A 20,574-nucleotide genomic window follows, 5' to 3' on the forward strand; every position below is an offset into this window, starting at 1 on the left:
TATGACTCAGCAGTTGAAGCATTTTATTAATGGCTTGGCCTCCGAGGCTTCGGAGGGTGGGCGGGTTGAGTTGGTGAATCCGGTGACGGAGGCGGTTTATGGCAGTTTTGCGCGGGGTACGGTGGAGGATGTGGACCGGGCGGTGAATGCGGCGTTTGAGCAGCTTGAGCGCGGCGAGTGGAGTCGGTTTGATGGGGCGCAGCGCGCTCGGGTGTTGTTGAAGCTGGCGGATCTGGTGGAGCGCGACAGTGAGTTGCTGGCGGATATGGACGCCGATGCTATCGGGCGTTCACCGCTGGAGCCGCGACGGATGGATTTGCCCAATGTGCTGGCCAATCTGCGCGCGGCGGCGGGTTGGGCCAATCAGTTGGAGGGGCGGACCATTCCCGGCGGAGGGTATTTCGGCACCAAAACCCTGTCGTATACCGTGCGTGAGCCGGTGGGCGTGGTCGGGGCTATTGTGCCGTGGAATTCGCCGCTGATGATCACCGTGTGGAAGCTCGCGGCGTTGCTGGCCGCAGGTTGCACGGTGGTGATCAAACCTTCGGAAGAAACCCCGCAGTCGGCCCTGCACCTGGCGATGCTGGCGCAGGAAGCAGGCTTTCCGGACGGTGTGATCAATGTGGTCACCGGTTACGGCAATGAGGTGGGTCGGGCGCTGTGTGAGCATCCGCGCATCGCCAAGATCAGCTTCACCGGCAGCCCCGAGGCCGGGCGTGAGATCCAGCGCACCGCCGGGGTGCTGTTCAAGCATGTCGCCCTGGAGCTGGGCGGCAAGAGCCCGCAGATCGTGTTCGACGACGCTTCCTTCGAGGACGCGCTGCGCGGTTGCAGCCTTGGCCTGTTCGCCAACCAGGGTCAGATTTGTGCGGCTGGGTCGCGCATTCTGGTGCAGCGTGGCATCGCCGATCGTTTCGCGGCGGCGCTTGCCGAGGCGGCGCGGGCGGTCAAGGTGGGCGACCCGCGTCAGCCCGGTAACCAGATGGGTCCGGTGGCCAAGAAGGCGCAATGGGAGCGGGTCAATCGCTACATCCAGTTAGGCATTGACGAAGGCGCCACCCTGCTCGCTGGCGGCGTGTCGACCCCGGATCAGGGCTGGTTCGTGCGCCCGACCATTTTTGCCGACGCGCGCAATGACATGGCGATTGCCCGCGACGAAATCTTTGGCCCGGTGGGCACAATCATTGTGTTCGACAACGAGGTGGATGCCGTGGCCCTGGCCAATGACTCCGCCTACGGCCTGGCGGCCACCGTGTGGACCGCCGACCTGGTGCGCGCCCATCGCGTGGCCGCAGCGGTGAAGGCCGGCGCGGTGGGCATCAACTGCTGGAGCCCGCTGGACGCCAACCTGCCGTGGGGCGGCGTCAAAACCAGCGGCATCGGCCGTGAAGGCGGGTTTGGCGGCGCGCTGGCCTATACCGAGGAGAAGGTCATCACGGTGTTGCTGCCCAGTGGCTCGCAGTCTTGATCAATGGAGAGATATCGATGAACAGCGAAATGATTGACCGATATCCAACCTCTTTGCGCATTCTGCACTGGGCGCGCGCGGTGCTGATCGCCGGGCTGCTCTGGGCGGGCTGGCATATGACCGGGCTGGACGATGAAGTGGCCAGCAAATACGAGTTGTATTACCCGTGGCACAAATCCTTCGGGGTGCTGGCGTTCATGCTGGTGCTGGTGCAGATCGTGTTGCGCTGGCGAACGCCGGTGCTGCCGTCACCGCCTGCCACCTTGGCGGCCCACGAGCGGTTTTTGTCACGGCTGGTGCAGCGGGCGATGTATGTGCTGATCGTGGCGGTGCCGTTGATGGGTTACTCGATGTCGAGCACTTACACGATGAGTGATGGGGTGTTTTTTTTCGGGGTGAACTTGCCGGAGTTGCTGGGCAAGAATGATGAGTGGTTTGTGGTATTTCAGAGGTTGCACAAGGTGTGCGCTTATACGTTGCTTGGGTTGATTGTGGTGCATGTTATGGGGGCGCTTAAGCATCGGTTTTTTGATAAGGACCCGCGTAACGATGTGTTGCGTCGGATGCTCTGAGGTGTTGCTGGGGGATGCGGTCAAATGTGGGAGGGGGCTTGCTCCCGATGGCGGTCTGACTGGGTACATATTCGTTGCTGCGGTTACGGCGTAGGTTCCGCCCTAGCGAAGCCAAGCGTTGAGCTGCGGCGAAATGGCGCATGCCTTGCGCTTTCACTTGGGCGGTTAACTGCGGCTAAATAGCGTCCCCTTTGTGTCGACTGCCTTGATGCCCATGTTTTCACGCATCAGCCCCTGGATTGCCTGCCTGGCCTTGCTGCTGAATATGCTGGCCATGCCGCTCGGCCGTGCGATGCAAGCGCCGGATGGCGGGTTGATGCTGTGGGGTGGGTTTTGTTCATCGCACGCGCTGCCGCCAGGCTTTGACAAGCTGGTCGTGCCGTTCAAGTCGGCGCCCTCGTCCGGTGAGATGAAGCACGGTGACTGTTGCTGCGGGCATGCCGGTCTGGCGGCGTTGCCGTCCAGCCATTACCGTCATTTTCTGCCGCGTCATGCACCGGATATCGTCCTTGATGATCCGCTGCTGCCCGCGCTGCATCCCAGGATTCGCTGGCCGAGCCTGAGTCCGCGCGCCTCTCCTGTGACCTGATTGACCGAACTTCATGTTTCAGCCGCGCGTTTGCGTGGCTGAACGTCATTGACGTTTTTCAGGTTTCAGGAAGCGTGCCTTATGCCTGCTCCATCTACTCTGCCGCGCGCAAAGCGTGTGGCTGTGCCCTGCTCACTCTGGCCGATGCTCTCGGTGGGCCTGCTTGCTTTCACTTCATTGGCCGCGGCGGACGAAAGCTCCGCCCTCACCCTCGGCGCGGTCGCGATCCAGGGCACAAGCGCTGACAGCGGCCCGCTCGGCACGCACGGCGTGCTCGGTTCGGTGGACATCCTCGGTGCCGATATCGTGGAGAAAATGCCGGTCAACTACAGCTGGGAGCTGTTCAGCCGGGCGCCGGGGGTGATGCTCACCGAGTTCAACCAGGGCACCACCTCCGGCAAGATTTCGTTTCGCGGCTTCAACGGCGAAGGCGAAGTGAACGCGGTGAAGCTGCTGATCGACGGTATCCCCAGCAACAGCAACGACGGCAACATGCCCTTCATGGACATGGTTTTTCCGCTGGAACTGGACAGCATCGAAGTGGTGCGCGGCACCAGTGATGCCCGCTATGGCCTGAACAACATCGCCGGCAACGTGAACATGCTCACCCGCACTGGCGGCGACTACACCCGTGCGCGCATTCGTTACGGCAGCGATGACACCCGTGAAACCCAGTTCGCCAAAGGCATCGAGGGCAGCAACTGGACGCAGAATTACTTTTTCGCCTACCAGAAAGCAGACGGCTATCGCGATCATGCCCAAGCGGACAAAGTGTCGATGTCCGGCAAATGGTTCTACACCCCGGACGACAATCGCTACCGTATCGGCCTGATCGCCCGCCATTACGAAACCCAGGCCCAGGAACCCGGTTATCTGAGCGCCGACGATGCGCACCAGCATCCACGCATGAGCAACGTCTATAACGCCAGCGACACAGGCACGCGGCGAATGAATCAGCTCAGCCTGCACCTTGATACCGAGCTGGCCGAGACGCTTTCGTGGTCGGCCAAAACCTACCTCAATACCTTCGATGACCGACGCTGGACCCAGTACTGGCGCACCAGCGCCCAGCAGGAACGGGACGCTTACGAGACCCAGTACGGCGCCCTCACCTCCCTGACCTGGCGCCCCGTCGTCAGCGGCCTGTACCGCTTCGCCCTGGAAGGCGGCGCGGATATCCAGCGCCAGCAGAACACCAGCGAGCGCTACCGCACCCTGAACCGCGCGCGCCTGGCGCAGACCCGGGATCAGCAGTTCGACTTCGACACCTTGGGCGCGTACGTGCAGGCCGAGATTCAACCGTTCGAATCGCTGAAGATCATTCCCGCGTACCGCGCCGACCGGATCCAGGGTGACTTCACCAATCAGATGACAGGCACGGATTACGCCATCAACGACTACGGGCTGATCAAGCAACCCAAGCTCAGCGTGACGTATTCGCCCTGGGACGTGGCCAGCGTCTACGCCAACTGGGGGCGCACCTTCCAGGTGGGCACCGGGGCAGCCGCCTATAAAATCCCGCCGCGTGACACCGACCTGGCACCGTCGATCAACGAGGGCTGGGAAACCGGCATCAAGTTCACGCCTGCCGATTGGGTCGATGGGCGCATTGCCTACTGGCAACAGCAGGCCAGCGGCGAAGTCAGCCGCCGACTCAACGACCCCAGCGGCGAGTCGGACAACGTCGGCCAAACCCGCCGCTGGGGCTATGACGCGCAACTCAACCTGCGTCCGAACGAACGCACCGAGATCTGGCTGGCGTACGCCTGGCAATACTCGAAAATCCTCCAGCCCAGCGCCACGTTGCCGGGCAGCAAAGGCCGCGAGATTGATCATATCCCCCATCATTTATACAACGCCGGCATTCGTTATCAGGCTACGCCGGCCCTGCAACTCAGCGCGTGGATGAATGGGCAGACTCACTATTATCTGGAGCGGGAAAATACCCAGGGTACTTACGGGGGTTATGTGTTGATGAACCTTGGCGCGGTTTACCGGGTGACGGAGTCGGTCAGTGTTGATCTGCAGGTGAAGAACCTCACTAACCGTTACTACGAGTACGCCTGGTATGACCCGGATGGGGCCAGGGCATCGCTGCATTCGCCGGGGGATGGGAGGACGGTGATGAGTGGGGTGACGTTGGATTTTTAGGTGTGACATCCATCAGACAAATGGAGATCCAAATGTGGGAGGGGACTTGCCCCCTCCCATAGTTTGTACAGCGTTCGGCAGCCAATCCTGGTCGGTTCTAAAGCCACGGATATGGCCACAAACCCGCTCACTGCCTGGCCTGCCGAACCTGCACTTCCGGCATCGCCGAGGAGTGATGATTAAGAATCTTCCACTGCCCCCCAACCTGCTCATAAACAAACGTATACCGCGCCTGCACCTGCCGCTTGCCGCCATTGGCCTCGGTCAACGTAAAGGTATAAACCCCACTGTCCATCGCCACATTGCTGCCCAACTGGCGGATCTCGCGGTAGTTGATCTGCCCCACCGGCTTGAGCGCCAGGAAGTGATCGAAGTAATCCCTGATCTGATCCGGCGTGGTGCGCACCTGGTTGGATACGGTCGGCTGCAACACCGCGTCCGGCGCATACAGCTCGACCACCGATTTGGCATCGCCGGTCTGCAGGGCACTGTTCCAGCGGTCGAACAGCCCGGCAATCTCGCGGTCTTTCACGTTGACAGGCGCCTGGGCCACGTCCAGGTACACATAAGGGGCCGTTACGGCAGCCTGGGCAAGCGGTGCGCTCAAGGCAAACAGCAGGGCGAGGACGGCGGTTCTGGATTTCATGGCGATGCTCCGGTTGTGTGCGTTGAGCCCACTTTGCCAAGCCGCCCTCCTCCCGCCATCGGCCAACCGGAGTCATTTGCCTATGCCATTTGGCAGATAGCGCCCAAGGTGCCCGGCGAGGTCTAATAGCTGCCTCGCGCCCCTGAGCACTCAACATGCACAACACGCCTCACGACCCCGCCAGCGCCCTGGCCATGCGCGCGCACTTCAGGCAATCGCAAAGCCGCACCGCGCGCCTGCGCCTGCTGGTCGACACCGGGCAGGAACTGGCCCAACTGGCTCCCGCCGCCATGCGCGAACGCGTGCTGGAACGGGCCTGTGCGTTTCTGGCGATAGACCACGGGCTGCTGCAGGAATGGGACGCCAGGGGCGTCGCCCATACCAGCGCCTGCCAAGGCAACCCGGCCCACCTTGCCCGTCTGGCGACCCTCGCCGACCGCAGCCGGCGCGCGCCGTACTGGCAGGAACTGCCGGGCGAGGCGCTGCCCAGCGTGCTGCACATACCGCTGCGCGGCAGCGACGGCGGCACCTTTGGCGTGCTGGTACTGGGCAATAGCGTGAGCCTGCGCGCGCCGGACCATGAAGACGCCGAATCCCTGCAATTGCTCGCCACGCTGCTGGCCGCGCACCTGGAAAACGAACGCCTGCTGACCACCCTCAAGGCCCGCGACAAACATCTCTCCGAGCTGGTCAACCGGCTGTTGCACGCCCAGGAGGACGAACGCAAACGCGTGGCCTACGACCTGCACGACGGCCTGGCACAAACCCTCGCCGGCCTGCATCAGCGCCTGCAAGGGTTCGCCGGCCGCTGCCCGCCGTTGCCCGATGCCCTGGCCGCCGACCTGCAGGCCATCCTCACCCTGGCCCAACACTCGGTCGGTGAAGGCCGGCAACTGATCGCCGGCCTGCGCCCCGTGGTGCTCGACGATTTTGGCCTGTTCAAGGCCCTCGACAAGGAGGCCGATCGCCTGCGCGAAGCCGGTGTGCACGTGTTCTGGCAGGCGCACTGCGACACGCGCTTGCCCAGCCAGGTGGAGATCGCCCTGTTCCGCATCGGCCAGGAGGCAATCAACAATGTGCTCAAGCATGCTCAGGCCAGCCAGGTGCACCTGGCCCTGGAACTGCGCGACGCCGAGGCAGCTCTGCGGGTGGACGACAACGGTCGGGGCTTTGCCGCAGGGCAGCCACGCGATGACGCCCGGCACCTGGGGCTTGCCACCATGCAGGAGCGCGCCAGCCTGCTGGGCGGGCGCTTCACTTGCGCCAGCACGGTCGATGGCGGCACCCGCTTGCAGGCCAGCGTGCCTGCCCACTTCGACGGAACCTGCTCATGAGCGATGTACTGCGCCTGGTCCTCGCGGACGATCACGAAGTCACCCGCACCGGCTTTGTCGCCCTGCTGGCCGGCCACCCGCAGTTCGAGGTGGTCGGGCAGGCGCGCGATGGCCAGCAGGCCGTGGAGTTGTGCGAGCAGCTGCTGCCGGACATCGTCATTCTCGATATCCGCATGCCGGTGCTTAACGGCCTCGGCGCGGCGCGCCTGCTGCAACAACGCCTGCCGACACTGAAGGTGGTGATGTTCACCATGGACGACAGCCCCGATCACCTGGAAGCGGCGATCAATGCCGGTGCCGTCGGCTACCTGCTCAAGGACGCCAGCCGTGACGAGGTGATCGCAGCCTTGCAGCAAGTGGCCGCCGGTGGCGAAGCGCTCAACAGCCTGGTCAGCACCCGCCTGCTGCGGCGCATGGCCGAGCGCAACGCCGGCGGCGCGGCCCCCACGGAACACCTCACGCCACGGGAGCGCCAGGTACTGGGGCTGGTCGCCACGGGCATGAGCAACCGCGAAATCGGCGCGCAGCTGGGCATTACCACCGGCACCGCCAAGGCCCATGTCGAGCGAGTGATCGGCAAGCTGGGCGCCGCCGACCGCACCCAGGCGGCGGTGCGCGGCATCGCCCTGGGCCTGGTGACCCAGGCATGAGGCGCTTGCAGGCACAGCGTTGGGCCGACCTGCCATTGCGCGGCAAGGCGCTGCTGGTGATTTCGCTGCCACTGGTGGTGCTGCTGCTGTCGCTGGTGTTGATCTACATCACCGAGCGCCAGACCGCCCACGCTGAAGAAGACGTGCGTCGGGTGTTGCGCGTGCAACGCGATATCCAGGCCGTGCACACCCTGCTGGCCGAAGCGGCGGGCAGCGTGCGCGGTTACTTGCTGACCCGCCGCGAGGACTTCCTGCCCAGCTACCGCACGGCCGGACCGCAAATCGAATCGGCCCTGCACAGGCTCGACAGCAACGTGCGCGACCCACGGGTGCGCGAGCAACTCAACGCAATCAAGCCGTTGATCGAACACAAGGTCGACGGCCTGCAAGCCATGCTCGATGACCGCGAGGCCACGGCGCAATCGATCAGCGTCATTCTGATCAGCAACAAACACATCCTCGACGCGTTGCGCCAACACATCAGCACCATGCTCAGGCTGGAGGACACGTTGCTGGCCGAACGCAGCAAGGCCGCGGCCGAAACCCGCGAGCGCCTGCTGCTGTCCACCTGGCTGGCGGCGGTCTGCGGATTGTTCGGCGCCATCGTCGCGGTGCTGTTTCTGTCCAAGGGCATCGTCGCCCGAGTGCAAAACGTGCAACGCAACGCACAGCGCCTGGCACTGGGTCATCCGCTGCTGCCGCAACCGCCGGAACACGATGAAATCGGCCAGTTGGGCACGCGCCTGGTGGAAGCCGGCCTGCTGCTGTCCGAACGCGAACGCGCGCTGCGCGACAACGAGGAGCGCTTGCGGCTGATCATTGACGGGGTCAAGGACTACGGGATCTTCGCCCTCGACACGGCGGGCCACGTCACCAGTTGGAACAACGGCGCCGAGCGCATCAAGGGCTATACCGAACAGGAAATCATCGGCCAGCACTTCTCGGTGTTCTACCTGCCCGAGGAATGCCCACAGCACCCGGCCATGGCATTGCGCGAAGCCACACGCAACGGCGACTACACCGAAGAAGGCTGGCGCTGCCGCCAGGACGGTACCCATTTTTGGGCCAGCGTGGTGATCACCGCGCAGTACGACGGCACCGGCGCCCTGCGCGGCTTCTCCAAGATCACCCGGGACATCACCGACCGCCGCGCGGCGGAAATCGCCCTGCGCACCGCACGCGAGGAAGCCGAACGCGCCAGTCGTGCCAAGAGCGAGTTTCTGTCGCGCATGAGTCACGAACTGCGCACCCCGCTCAACTCGATCCTGGGCTTTGCGCAACTGCTGGAAATGGACGCGCCGGCCGCGCAAAAAGCCAACGTCGGCCATATCCTGCGTGCGGGGCAACACTTGCTGACGCTGATCAATGAAGTGCTGGACATCGCCAAGATCGAAGCCGGGCGCCTGCCGTTGAACATCGAGCCACTGCCATTGGCCGGGGTGCTGCAGGAATGCCTGACGCTGGTGTCGCCTATGGCGGCAGGCGCCGGTATCCAGTTGCAGCCACTGCCCGCGCTCGCCCCCGACCTGGGCATCGTCGCCGACCGCCAACGCCTTACCCAGGTGCTGCTGAACCTGCTGTCCAATGCGATCAAGTACAACCTGTGCCCTGGCCAGGTGAGCATCGAGGTCAACCTGGACGGCCAACGCATCGACGTGTCGGTGTGCGACACCGGCAAGGGCATTGCGGCCGAGCACCTTGGGCAACTGTTCAAGCCGTTCGAACGCCTGGGCGCCGACCCGACCGTTGAAGGCAGCGGGCTGGGCCTGGCGCTGAGCAAGAGCCTGCTGGAGAAGATGGGCGGCACCCTGCAGGTGCACAGCCAGCCCGGCGTCGGCTCGCGCTTTACCCTGGAGCTGCCGCTGGTGCGGGTGCAGGATGCGCAGCGTGCCGGCGCTGTCGTGGGCAGCGACGCGCCGTTGGCCGCCCCTGCCCACGGCGCGCAGGCAATTCACGGCAAGGTGCTGTGTATCGAAGACAACCTCGCCAGCCTGGCGCTGATCGAAACCCTGTTACAGCGCAGGCCCGGCATCAAGCTGCTGTCGAGCATGCAGGGCCAGCTCGGGCTGGACCTGGCCGCGCAGCATGCGCCCCAGCTGATTCTGCTGGACGTATCACTGCCCGACATCGACGGCCTGCAGGTACTGCAACGTCTGCGCTATGCGCCGCTGACCCGCGACACACCGGTACTGATGCTGACTGCCGACGCCAGCGACCTTACCCGCACGGCCTTGCAGGACGCGGGCGCCACCGCCGTGTTGAACAAGCCGATCAACGTGCCTGCGTTTCTCGCCCACCTCGACCTGTATTTTCCGGAGCCCGCGTGAACCTTGACCTGCGCATTCTGATTATCGACGACCAACGCCCGAACCTCGATTTGGTGGAGCAACTGCTCGCGCGCGAAGGCCTGACCAATGTGCTGAGCAGCACCGAGCCGCTGCGCACCCTGGAGCTGTTCAACAGCTTCGAGCCGGACCTGGTGATTCTTGACCTGCACATGCCGCAGTTCGATGGCTTTGCGGTGCTCGAACAGCTCAACCGGCGCATTCCTCACGGCGAATACCTGCCGATTCTGGTGCTCACCGCCGACGCCACCCGCGACACGCGCCTGCGCGCCCTGGCCCTCGGCGCGCGGGATTTCATCAGCAAACCGCTGGATGCGCTGGAAACCATGCTGCGGGTGTGGAACCTGCTGGAAACCCGCGCGCTCTACAAGACCTTGCGTACCCTGGTGCCAGCCGAGCAGATTGCCTTGCTGCAACGCGCCTGAAGCCGGGCAGCCTCGTCACTCGAAACGCGGGACAAAGGCAGGATCTGCCACCATCCGCATCCCTGCGGGCGCTGGCTTGCCAGCGATGCAGAGATCTCACGCAGATGCCTCCACGCCCCAACCATCACCCACACCCACCTTGCTTATATCATTCCGAATGATAGTCACCTTCGCCTCATTCGATTCGTGACATACCCCCACCCCGCGCATGATCCGCCCATCTCAAATACATTGGCGGATGCACCTCATGGAACAGTCACTCAAACACTTGCGCTTCCCCCTGGCGATATTGGCCGTGGTGGTGATGAGCGCCTGCGGCAAGACCCCCGATCAGGCCGCCGCCATGCCCCCGGCGAAAGTCAGCGTGGCCAAGGTGCTGGAACAACCGGTCAACGAATGGGATGAATTCACCGGCCGCCTCGAAGCGCCGGAAACCGTGCAGATTCGTCCTCGGGTCTCTGGCCAGATTGATCAAGTCGCTTTTACCGAAGGCGCTTTGGTCAAGAAAGGCGACCTGCTGTTCCAGATCGATCCTCGCCCGTTCCAGGCGCAAGTGCGCCAGCTTGAAGCCCAGTTGCAACAGACGAAGGCTGCCGCGAGCCGCAGCGATAACGAGGCCCAGCGCGGTGATCGTCTGCGCCAGAGCAATGCGATTTCCGCCGAGCTGGCCGACTCGCGTACCACCGCCGCCCAGGAAGCCCGCGCCGCCGTTGCCGGGATCCAGGCGCAGTTGGACCTGGCCAAACTGAACCTGAGCTTTACTCGCGTGACCTCGCCGATCAGCGGCCGGGTCAGCCGCGCCGAGATCACCGCCGGCAACCTGGTGACGGCCGACACCACCGCGCTGACCAGCGTGGTCTCCACCGACAAGGTGTACGCCTACTTCGACGCTGACGAACGCGTGTACCTCAAGTACACCGAGCTGGCGCGCCAAGGCCGCCGTGGCGCGACCACCCCGGTGTACCTGGGCCTGTCCAATGAAACCGGCAACCCGCACCTGGGCCAGATGAACTTCGTCGACAACCAGGTTAACCCGGCCACCGGCACCATTCGCGGACGCGCCGTGTTCGATAACAGCAAGGGCGAATACACTCCTGGTCTGTATGCCCGCCTCAAGCTGGTGGGCAGCGGCACCTATTCGGCCGTACTGATCAACGACGAAGCCGTTGGCACCGACCTTGGCAAGAAGTTCGTGTTGGTGATGGAAGGTGACAAACCCGCCTATCGCGCGGTGGAACTGGGGCCGAAGATCGAAGGCCTGCGCATCGTGCGCAACGGCCTGGGCAAGGACGACACCATTGTGGTTAAAGGCCTGCAGCGCGTGCGCCCGGGTACGCCGGTTTCCCCGGAGACCATCCCGATGGCCAGCCAGGAAACCCTCGCCGCCCTCGCCCAACAACGACAAGCGCTTGAAGCCAGCAACCTTGAACAGGTAGCGCCGGCAAAAACTGCGCCCAAGCTCGCCGCTGTCGCGACTCCACGCGGTTAAGGGATACGACTCAAGATGAATTTTTCCAAGTTCTTCATTTCGCGGCCGATCTTCGCAGCGGTACTTTCGCTGTTGATCCTGATCGCGGGTGCAATCTCGCTGTTTCAATTGCCGATCAGCGAATACCCGGAAGTGGTGCCGCCCACCGTAGTGGTACGCGCCAACTTCCCCGGCGCCAACCCCAAGGTCATCGGTGAAACCGTGGCCGCGCCTTTGGAGCAGGCAATCACCGGCGTCGAGAACATGCTGTACATGTCCTCGCAATCCACCGCTGACGGCAAGCTGACCCTGACCATCACCTTCGCCCTGGGCACCGACCTGGACAACGCGCAGGTGCAAGTGCAGAACCGCGTGACGCGCACCCAGCCCAAGCTGCCCGAGGAAGTGACGCGCATTGGCATCACCGTGGACAAGGCCTCCCCGGACCTGACCATGGTGGTGCACGTCACCTCGCCCGATCAGCGCTACGACATGCTCTACCTGTCCAACTACGCGATCCTCAATATCAAGGACGAACTGGCCCGGCTGGGCGGCGTCGGCGATGTGCAGCTGTTCGGCATGGGCGACTACTCCCTGCGTGTCTGGCTGGACCCGAACAAGACCGCCTCGCGCAACCTGACGGCCACCGACGTGGTGACGGCGATTCGCGAGCAGAACCGCCAGGTCGCGGCCGGTGCTCTGGGTGCGCAGCCTGCGCCCACCGACACCAGCTTCCAGCTGTCGGTGAATACTCAGGGGCGTTTGGTCACTGAAGAAGAGTTCGAGAACATCGTGATCCGCGCCGGTGACAACGGCGAGATCACCCGTCTCAAGGACGTCGCGCGGGTTGAACTGGGCTCCAGCCAATATGCCCTGCGCTCGCTGATCGACAACCAGCCGGCGGTGGCGATCCCGATCTTCCAGCGCCCTGGCTCCAACGCCATCGACATCTCCAATGAAGTACGCGCCAAGATGGCGGAGCTGAAAAAGAGCTTCCCCGAAGGCATGGATTACCGCATCGCCTACGACCCGACGGTGTTCGTGCGCGGCTCCATCGAGGCGGTGGTGCACACCCTGTTCGAAGCGCTGATTCTGGTCGTGCTGGTGGTGATCCTGTTCCTGCAGACTTGGCGTGCGTCGATCATTCCGCTGGTGGCGGTGCCGGTGTCGTTGATCGGAACCTTTGCGGTGATGCACCTGTTCGGCTTTTCGCTCAATGCGCTGTCGCTGTTCGGCCTGGTATTGGCCATTGGTATCGTGGTGGACGACGCCATCGTGGTGGTGGAGAACGTCGAGCGCAATATCGAGCTGGGGCTGGACCCCTTCCCGGCCACTGAAAAGGCCATGAGCGAAGTGACCGGTCCGATCATCGCCACCGCGCTGGTGCTGTGTGCGGTGTTCATTCCGGCGGCGTTCATCAGCGGCTTGACCGGGCAGTTCTACAAGCAGTTCGCCCTGACCATTGCGATTTCCACGGTGATCTCGGCGTTCAACTCGCTGACCCTGTCCCCAGCCCTGGCCGCCGTGTTGCTGCGCAGCCATGACGCGCCGAAGGACCGCTTCTCCAGGGTGCTCGACAAGCTGTTCGGCGGCTGGTTGTTCCGTCCGTTCAACCGCTTCTTCGAGAAAGCCAGCCATGGCTACGTCGGCACCGTACGCCGAGTGATTCGCGGCAGCGGTATCGCGCTGTTCCTGTATGCCGGGTTGATGGTGCTGACCTGGTTCGGCTTCGCCCACACCCCCACCGGTTTCGTGCCGGCCCAGGACAAGCAATACCTGGTGGCCTTCGCGCAACTGCCGGACGCCGCGAGCCTGGACCGCACTGAAGCGGTGATCAAGCGCATGTCCGACATCGCCTTGAAACAGCCGGGCGTGGAAAGCGCCATTGCCTTCCCGGGCCTGTCGATCAACGGTTTTACCAACAGCCCGAACAACGGCATCGTGTTCGTGACCTTGAAGCCGTTCGATGAGCGCAAAGACGCGAGCCTGTCCGCCGGTGCGATTGCCGGTGCCTTGAACGGCCAGTACGCCGGCATCCAGGAAGCCTATATGGCGATCTTCCCGCCGCCGCCGGTGCAAGGCCTGGGCACCATCGGGGGCTTCCGCCTGCAGGTCGAAGACCGTGGCAACCTGGGTTACGACGAGCTGTACAAGGAAGTGCAGAACATCATCACCAAGAGCCGTGGCGTGCCGGAGCTGTTTGGTCTGTTTACCAGCTACACGGTGAACGTGCCCCAGGTCGATGCCGCCATCGACCGCGAAAAAGCCAAGACCCACGGCGTGGCGATCAGCGACATCTTCGACACCCTGCAGATCTACCTGGGCTCGTTGTACGCCAACGATTTCAACCGCTTTGGCCGCACCTATCAGGTCAACGTGCAGGCTGAACAACAGTTCCGCCAGGACGAAGACCAGATCGGCCAGCTGAAAGTGCGCAACAACAAGGGCGAGATGATCCCGCTGGCGACCTTCATCAAGGTCAGCGACACCTCGGGGCCCGACCGCGTGATGCACTACAACGGCTTTATCACTGCGGAGATCAACGGCAACGCCGCACCGGGCTACAGCTCCGGCCAGGCCCAGGCGGCGATTGAAAAACTGCTGAAGGATGAGCTGCCCAACGGCATGACCTACGAGTGGACCGACCTGACCTATCAGCAGATCCTTTCGGGCAACACTGCGTTGTTCGTGTTCCCGCTCTGCGTGCTGCTGGCGTTCCTGGTGCTGGCCGCCCAGTACGAAAGCTGGAGCCTGCCACTGGCGGTGATCCTGATCGTGCCGATGACCCTGCTGTCGGCGATCACCGGGGTGATCATCTCGGGCAGCGACAACAACATCTTTACCCAGATCGGTTTGATCGTACTGGTGGGCCTGGCGTGCAAGAACGCGATTCTGATCGTCGAGTTCGCCAAGGACAAACAGGCGGAGGGGCTTGATCCGCTGGCTGCGGTACTCGAAGCCTGCCGCCTGCGTCTGCGGCCGATCCTGATGACCTCGTTCGCTTTCATCATGGGTGTGGTGCCTCTGGTGCTGTCCAGCGGTGCCGGTGCCGAGATGCGCCATGCCATGGGCGTGGCAGTGTTCTCCGGGATGATCGGGGTGACTTTCTTCGGCCTGTTGCTGACGCCGGTGTTCTACGTACTCATTCGTCGCTATGTGGAGCGCAGCCAGGCGCGCAAAGCGGCCAAGGCCTTGAAGCTGGAGACACAGCCATGAGCGTGAAAATCTTCCTGCCGAGCCTGCTGGTATTGGCGCTCGCCGCGTGTGCCGTCGGCCCGGACTACAAAACCCAGACCCCGGAGGCGGCGAACATCACCGCTGCCGCGGATGCAAAACAATACGATCACGCCAAATTTGAAGGCATCTGGTGGCAGCAGTTCGAGGACCCAACGCTCAATCAGTTGGTCACTCAATCGCTGCAAGGCAACCGTGACCTGCGCGTGGCGTTTGCCCGTCTGCGGGCGGCCCGGGCGATTCGTGATGACGCCAGCAATGACGCCATGCCAACTATCACCAGTCGCGCCAGCAGTGATTTGGCCAAAGGGCAGATCCCTGGCCAGACCACCCGGCGGGTCAACAGCGAGCGCTATGACCTGGGCCTGGACATGGCCTGGGAGCTGGACCTGTTCGGCCGCATCCAGCGCAACCTGGAGGCCAGCGACGCCGACCAGCAAGCGGCCGAGGCCGACCTTTACCAGCTGCAAGTGAGCATGATTGCCGAACTGGTGGATGCCTACGGCCAGCTGCGCGGTGCGCAACTGCGCGAGCGCATTGCCCTGGACAACCTGAAGAACCAGCAGGATTCACGCAGCATCACCGTAAGCCTGCGCGATGCCGGCGTGGGCGACCAGCTCGATGTGGAGCGCGCCGACGCACGCCTGGCCTCGGTGGAAGCCAGCGTGCCGCAGCTGCAGGCCGAACAGGTGCGCGAGCGCAACCGCATCGCCACCCTGCTCGGCCAGCGCCCGGACAAGCTCAGCGTCGACCTGAGCCCCAAAGACCTGCCCGCGATTGCCAAAGCGCTGCCGATTGGCGACCCGGGGCAACTGCTGCAACGGCGTCCGGACATCCTCAGCGCCGAGCGCAAGCTGGTCGCCGCCACCGCCCGCATCGGCGTGGCCAAGGCCGACCTGTTCCCAAGGGTGAGCCTCAGCGGCTTCCTCGGCTTTACCGCCGGGCGCGGTTCGCAGATCGGCTCGTCGGCAGCCAATGCCTGGGCGCTCGGCCCAAGCATTACCTGGGCTGCGTTCGACCTGGGCAGCGTGCGTGCGCGCTTGCGCGGCGCGGACGCCGAGGCCGATGGCGCGCTGGCGACCTATGAGCAACAGGTGCTGCTGGCGTTGGAAGAATCGGAAAATGCGTTCAGTGATTACGGCAAACGCCAACAGCGCCTGCTGTCGTTGATCCGTCAGAGTGAGTCCAGCCGCGCCGCCGCCGACCTCGCGGCGATTCGTTATCGCGAAGGCACCGTGGACTTTTTGGTATTGCTTGATGCCCAACGCGAACGCCTGGCCGCCGAAGATGCCCAGGCTCAGGCCGAAGTGGACCTGTATCGCGGCATCGTGGCGATCTACAAGGCGTTGGGCGGTGGCTGGCAGCCGAATACGGTCATCGCGACCGCGAAGTAATGTAAAGAGCTCCTTTGGTTGGTCGCATCCAGCCAATTTTGGCCCCGTGGTCCATTCGGTCACGGGGCCTTTTTTTGGGTTTGAGAAAGAAGCTACGTGGCAAGTTATAACTTCTGTCAGACACTTCTCAAATTAAACAATCAACTTAATGTGGGTCACAGGAGTGTCGATAACGGTATGTACAGTCAATTCCCGCGAGGCGACGCAGATGGACATGATGCTGCCAATACCCAATACACTGTCAAAGCAATCAGACGGTTTTTTGATCAAGAACCCAACCAAGACCACGAATGTGTACACCTTTACTGAGGAAGCCAAAGCCGCTGACGAACTGAAGCTGTGGCAACAGGATCAGATTGCGGAGCTGAAGGCGTTTCTGAAGGATTACGACATGACGTCGATCAGTACCGATGAGCTTAAAGTGGTGGGGAGACGGTTATATGAGAGCGGCATTATTGATGTAAGTGCCTTCGGTGTTTTCACCTATGGCAATGGCGAATTTGGTGCTGACGGGCATCAGGCGAACACCGATGTAAAATTTAACGCACTTGCACTGTTCGATGAACAGTTGGAAGACTATCTCGGGTTCGTCAAGAGCAATCCAAGTGTTGGACGCTCACCGGGAATTCCTGAATATATACAGGGCCTGTTTGATGCCAATAGAGCCATTAACGCGCTGGCCTATTTTGTTAACTCTTCCAGAGATGATCTGTCCGTGGATGAATATGCCTGAGCGCGGTGATGCGACGTGCCAGAAATCTCTGAAATATTCAAATACAGCGCTGATATCTGAACAAAAACCAGTCTCAATGCGGCAACAGGCAACACAATAAAATTTTTCATAATTTTACCCCTGGCAAATTTAATCTACTTTATGTTTACGGGGTATCACTCATGATTGAGCTTTACGTCTGAGCCACCGGATAGGACCGTGACAAAGCTGTGCACGAAGCATTGCGAAGTCTCCTACAGAGCAAGTTAAAAGCTCTGTCAGAGTCCTCCTAAATTGAAAACCCGACTTAATATCAACCGACAAACGCCGATAAAAATCAAGTACCACCGTTTTTTATGAGGAGACACAAATGAACGTCACGTCGACAACGGTCAATATACTATCGAAGCAATCGGATGGCTTTTTAATCAAGAACCCGACCAAGACCACGAATGTGTACACCTTTACTGAGGAAGCCAAAGCCGCTGACGAACTGAAGTTGTCGCAACAGGATCAGGTTGCGGAGCTGAAGGCGTTTTTGAAGGATTATGACATGACGTCGATCAGTACCGATGAGCTTAAAGTGGTGGGGAGACGGTTATATGAAAGTGGCGTAATCGACACAAATGCTTTCGGTATTTTCATATCCGGGGACGGCGGTTTTGATGCGCAAGGTCGCCAAGCGAATACGCACGTTAAATATAATGCACTGGCATTATTCGATGAGCAGCTGGAGGATTATCTCTCGTTTGTTAAAAGCAACCCAAATGTCGGGAGATCACAGGGAGTTCCTGAATACATACAAGGCATGCTCGACGCTAATCGCGCCATTAATGCATTGGCGTATTTTGTGAATTCTTCGAGAGATGACCTATCGGTTGATGAATATGTATAACGGCCGCCTGCCACAGTGTACCGACGCTACGGTACGCTGTGGCCCGCAGACGCTCAGCGACCGTACCTGACTGTACCTGAATAGGACTTGGGCGCAGCGTCGGGATTTCTCAATACCACGCGATAAGTGCCAAAGGGGCCTACCCACGACGCATTCGCCGACAATGGATTGCCCGCTACTATCTTCCAGGTGGCCCCCACGGCTTGCTGAATATAAATTTCCGGCGCTCTACCGGCACCACCCGCAGAAACCATTGCCGATATATTTGCATTTAGGCAGCCATTATCCCCCGCTATTGTGAAAGGCCCGAAAGCAGTGCCCTCGGTATCAGATGGTACAACCCCGATATAACTCTCCGAAATATTCAAACACAGCGCCGACACCTGAACAGAAACGAACATCAACGCCGCAACAGGCCACGCAATAAAACCTTTCATAAGTTCACCCTGGCAAGTTTAATGTGCTTTATGTTTACGGCGCATTACTCAGGGTTGAACTGCACGTCTCAGCCACTGGGTAGGACCGTGACGAAAACTGTGCACGACTTTTTATGCGACGTAAGCCAGCCGCTTCCTAAAAACACTAAGGAACGCTCTGTCATACCTAAAAGAAGGACGCTGTCAGCGACGTCCTAGTCCCGCACGGGCACTACTTGTCAGGCATTATTTCATTCAGGATCAAACTTCGATAATGGCCAGGATTTGATCCTGACCATTTACGAAAGGCTTTATAAAAGGAACTGGTGTCTGCAAATCCCAACCGCGCGGCAATCTCGGCAAAGCTGATCTGCGGTTCGGCCAGCCATACGATGGCCAATTCTTTACGCACGTTGTCCTTGAGGCCCTGGTAGGTCTGCCCTTCTTCAGCCAGGCGGCGTCGCAGGGTCGACGCAGAGACGCACAGCGAGGCTGCAAGGCCGTCGGTTTCCGGCCAGGTGTCGGGGGGCAGCTGGCGCAGGTCGTGCTTGATGCGGGTGGCCAGGCTTTGCGGGTCGCGGTATTTGACCAGGATATTGGCCGGCGCATGCGCCAGAAAACGCTGCAGTTCCTGCGGGCTGCGCTTGATCGGCAGATCGAGACAGTCGGCTGCGAAAATCATGCGCGTTCGCGGACGGTCAAAGCGCAGGTTGTCGGAAAACATCACCCGGTAGTCATCGCAAAAATCTGGCTGCGGGCAGCGCAGTTCGATGGCCAGAATCGGGATACGCCGCCCGGCCAGCCAGCAGGCCACGCCGTGCACGATCATCCAGTAGGTGAAATAGGTAAACGCTCGCCTGGGCGAGGACTCGGGTTCGAGCAGGACGATTTCCGCCAGGCTCTGCTGGCGCACCAATTGCGCCGGCAGGCATTCCAGCATCAACGACAGAAACCCGAGGCCCGTCTCCAACCCGGCGGCGAGGCTGGGCTGTGCCATGCACGCGCGACACAGAAACGCCAGGCTACCGGATTTGAGCGTGCGCGGGTCCATGCCGAAGAACTCATCGTCGCTGCGCCGCGCGAGCAGACGCCACAGGCGCGCATACGCCGTGGCGGGAACGCGGGCAAGTGGCTGCTCCAGCAACGCCGGGTCGATGCCGACCTTGCTCAGGGCCTCAAGCGTGGCCACGCCCGGCGCGCAGCTCTGCAGCAGAGCCTCGCGCACGAGGTGGACGGAGATGGTGTCTTTTTCCGACATGGGCTGCGGGGCAATCCGATCAAGCTGAAGATGGCGAGCATCATAAGGGCGCTTGCGCTTTGCCACCACCGTTCAGCCGGGGTTCAGCAAACGTCAAAATTTCCTGTTTAGCAATGAGTATCATTATGTTACAACTTAGCACCCTATCTAATTACCCTGTGGTGCCGAATGCTTGTCCCCTTTCTCATCATGCTGCGCGAAGGCATTGAGGCCGCGTTGATCGTTGGCATTATCGCCAGTTACCTGCAGCAGACCGGCCGCGGCCAGTGGATGCCGGCGGTGTGGATCGGGGTGTTCCTCGCCGCTGCGCTGGCCTTGCTGGTGGGCGGTGGACTGGAATTGGTCAGCGCGGAATTTCCGCAAAAGCAGCAGGAATTGTTCGAAGGCATCGTCGGACTGGTCGCCGTGGGTATCCTCAGCTCGATGGTGTTCTGGATGCGCAAGGTGGCGCGTTCGATCAAGCACTCGCTGCACGCCTCCCTCGATCACGCCCTGGCAGGTTCGCGGCACCAGGTCACGGCCTTGATCCTGATGGTGTTTTTCGCCGTGGCCCGCGAAGGCCTGGAAACCGTGTTTTTCCTGCTGGCAGTGTTCCAGCAGAGCGAAGGCCCCGGCGCGCCGATCGGTGCGCTGCTCGGCCTGATCCTGGCGATCATCGTCGGTTTCCTGATTTACAGTGGCAGCATGCGCTTGAACCTCGGCGCGTTCTTCCGCTGGACCGGCCTGTTCATCCTGGTGGTGGCCGCCGGCATTCTCGCCAACTCGGTGCAGGCCCTGCATGAAGCCGGTGTGTGGAACCACCTGCAAACCGTGCTGTTCGATTTCAGCAGCGCGCTGCCGATGGACAGCCCGCTGGGCTCGGTGCTGGCCGGGATGTTCGGCTATCAGGAAGCGCCGACCGTGAGCACCCTCGGCGCCTACCTGATTTACCTGGTGGTGGCGCTGGTGATGTTTTTCCTGCCCGCATCACCCGCTGCGCCTGTCGCTCAACCTTCTTCCGCTTCCAGCCAGTAAGGA

Annotated in this window: 17 protein-coding genes; 14 read left to right on the top strand and 3 right to left on the bottom strand. The window is 61.6% G+C overall.

What is annotated here, in order from left to right; translation table 11 throughout:
* Position 1: 1 nt before the first annotated feature.
* The 4 genes from TU75_RS21030 to TU75_RS21045 all read left to right on the top strand — a co-directional run bounded on the left by TU75_RS21030 (position 2) and on the right by TU75_RS21045 (position 4,780).
* Positions 2-1,468 (top strand): aldehyde dehydrogenase family protein, encoded by a 1,467-nt coding sequence (locus TU75_RS21030; RefSeq protein WP_060550004.1) that lies wholly within the window; start codon positions 2-4, stop codon positions 1,466-1,468.
* 17 nt (positions 1,469-1,485) lie between these two features.
* A complete protein-coding gene (locus TU75_RS21035) occupies positions 1,486-2,040 on the top strand; it encodes a cytochrome b (RefSeq protein WP_060550005.1) in 555 nt (184 codons plus the stop codon).
* Between the two features lie 208 nt (positions 2,041-2,248).
* On the top strand, positions 2,249-2,629 hold the full coding sequence (locus TU75_RS21040; RefSeq protein WP_003234936.1) for a DUF2946 family protein: 381 nt from the start codon (positions 2,249-2,251) through the stop codon (positions 2,627-2,629).
* A gap of 144 nt (positions 2,630-2,773) precedes the next feature.
* Complete coding sequence (locus TU75_RS21045) at positions 2,774-4,780, top strand: TonB-dependent receptor (protein WP_060550006.1); 2,007 nt, start codon at positions 2,774-2,776, stop codon at positions 4,778-4,780.
* A 127-nt stretch (positions 4,781-4,907) separates the two neighbouring features.
* Here TU75_RS21045 and TU75_RS21050 read toward each other — a convergent pair whose 3' ends face one another.
* Positions 4,908-5,426 (bottom strand): SgcJ/EcaC family oxidoreductase, encoded by a 519-nt coding sequence (locus tag TU75_RS21050; protein ID WP_003234934.1) that lies wholly within the window; start codon positions 5,424-5,426, stop codon positions 4,908-4,910.
* A 155-nt stretch (positions 5,427-5,581) separates the two neighbouring features.
* Here TU75_RS21050 and TU75_RS21055 point away from each other — a divergent pair, with 155 nt between their 5' ends.
* The 9 genes from TU75_RS21055 (at position 5,582) to TU75_RS21095 (ending at position 17,883) form a co-directional block, all read left to right on the top strand.
* Entirely contained in the window at positions 5,582-6,760 is a 1,179-nt protein-coding gene (locus tag TU75_RS21055) for a sensor histidine kinase (protein ID WP_060550007.1), read from the top strand.
* Positions 6,757-7,410 (top strand): response regulator, encoded by a 654-nt coding sequence (locus tag TU75_RS21060; RefSeq protein WP_003234932.1) that lies wholly within the window; start codon positions 6,757-6,759, stop codon positions 7,408-7,410. Before TU75_RS21055 ends, TU75_RS21060 begins: the two co-directional genes overlap by 4 nt.
* Complete coding sequence (locus TU75_RS21065) at positions 7,407-9,737, top strand: ATP-binding protein (protein WP_060550008.1); 2,331 nt, start codon at positions 7,407-7,409, stop codon at positions 9,735-9,737. Before TU75_RS21060 ends, TU75_RS21065 begins: the two co-directional genes overlap by 4 nt.
* Positions 9,734-10,180: a response regulator gene (locus tag TU75_RS21070; RefSeq protein ID WP_003234930.1), complete on the top strand. Its 447-nt coding sequence runs from the start codon at positions 9,734-9,736 to the stop codon at positions 10,178-10,180. The genes TU75_RS21065 and TU75_RS21070 overlap by 4 nt, the downstream gene beginning before the upstream one ends.
* A gap of 247 nt (positions 10,181-10,427) precedes the next feature.
* Complete coding sequence (gene mexE / locus TU75_RS21075; protein WP_060550021.1) at positions 10,428-11,669, top strand: multidrug efflux RND transporter periplasmic adaptor subunit MexE; 1,242 nt, start codon at positions 10,428-10,430, stop codon at positions 11,667-11,669.
* A gap of 15 nt (positions 11,670-11,684) precedes the next feature.
* Positions 11,685-14,864 (top strand): efflux RND transporter permease subunit, encoded by a 3,180-nt coding sequence (locus tag TU75_RS21080; protein WP_060550009.1) that lies wholly within the window; start codon positions 11,685-11,687, stop codon positions 14,862-14,864.
* Positions 14,861-16,276, top strand: a complete 1,416-nt coding sequence (locus tag TU75_RS21085; RefSeq protein ID WP_060550010.1) for an efflux transporter outer membrane subunit — start codon at positions 14,861-14,863, stop codon at positions 16,274-16,276. The genes TU75_RS21080 and TU75_RS21085 overlap by 4 nt, the downstream gene beginning before the upstream one ends.
* Before the next feature lie 208 nt (positions 16,277-16,484).
* Positions 16,485-17,009, top strand: coding sequence for a hypothetical protein (locus TU75_RS21090; RefSeq protein WP_060550011.1), 525 nt, complete (start codon positions 16,485-16,487; stop codon positions 17,007-17,009).
* A gap of 349 nt (positions 17,010-17,358) precedes the next feature.
* Positions 17,359-17,883, top strand: coding sequence for a hypothetical protein (locus TU75_RS21095; RefSeq protein ID WP_060550012.1), 525 nt, complete (start codon positions 17,359-17,361; stop codon positions 17,881-17,883).
* Positions 17,884-17,936: 53 nt separating this feature from the next.
* Here the strand turns inward: TU75_RS21095 and TU75_RS27470 are convergent, their stop codons facing one another.
* Both TU75_RS27470 and TU75_RS21100 read right to left on the bottom strand, forming a co-directional pair.
* Positions 17,937-18,320: a hypothetical protein gene (locus TU75_RS27470; RefSeq protein ID WP_141719162.1), complete on the bottom strand. Its 384-nt coding sequence runs from the start codon at positions 18,318-18,320 to the stop codon at positions 17,937-17,939.
* Positions 18,321-18,531: 211 nt separating this feature from the next.
* Positions 18,532-19,557, bottom strand: a complete 1,026-nt coding sequence (locus TU75_RS21100; RefSeq protein WP_060550022.1) for an AraC family transcriptional regulator — start codon at positions 19,555-19,557, stop codon at positions 18,532-18,534.
* Between the two features lie 168 nt (positions 19,558-19,725).
* Here TU75_RS21100 and efeU point away from each other — a divergent pair, with 168 nt between their 5' ends.
* The gene (gene efeU / locus TU75_RS21105; RefSeq protein WP_015371932.1) at positions 19,726-20,571 is read left to right on the top strand and encodes an iron uptake transporter permease EfeU; all 846 of its coding nucleotides are present in this window, start codon (positions 19,726-19,728) and stop codon (positions 20,569-20,571) included.
* Positions 20,572-20,574 lie beyond the last annotated feature (3 nt).

The sequence above is a fragment of the Pseudomonas poae genome (assembly GCF_001439785.1).
Lineage (GTDB): Bacteria > Pseudomonadota > Gammaproteobacteria > Pseudomonadales > Pseudomonadaceae > Aquipseudomonas > Aquipseudomonas poae.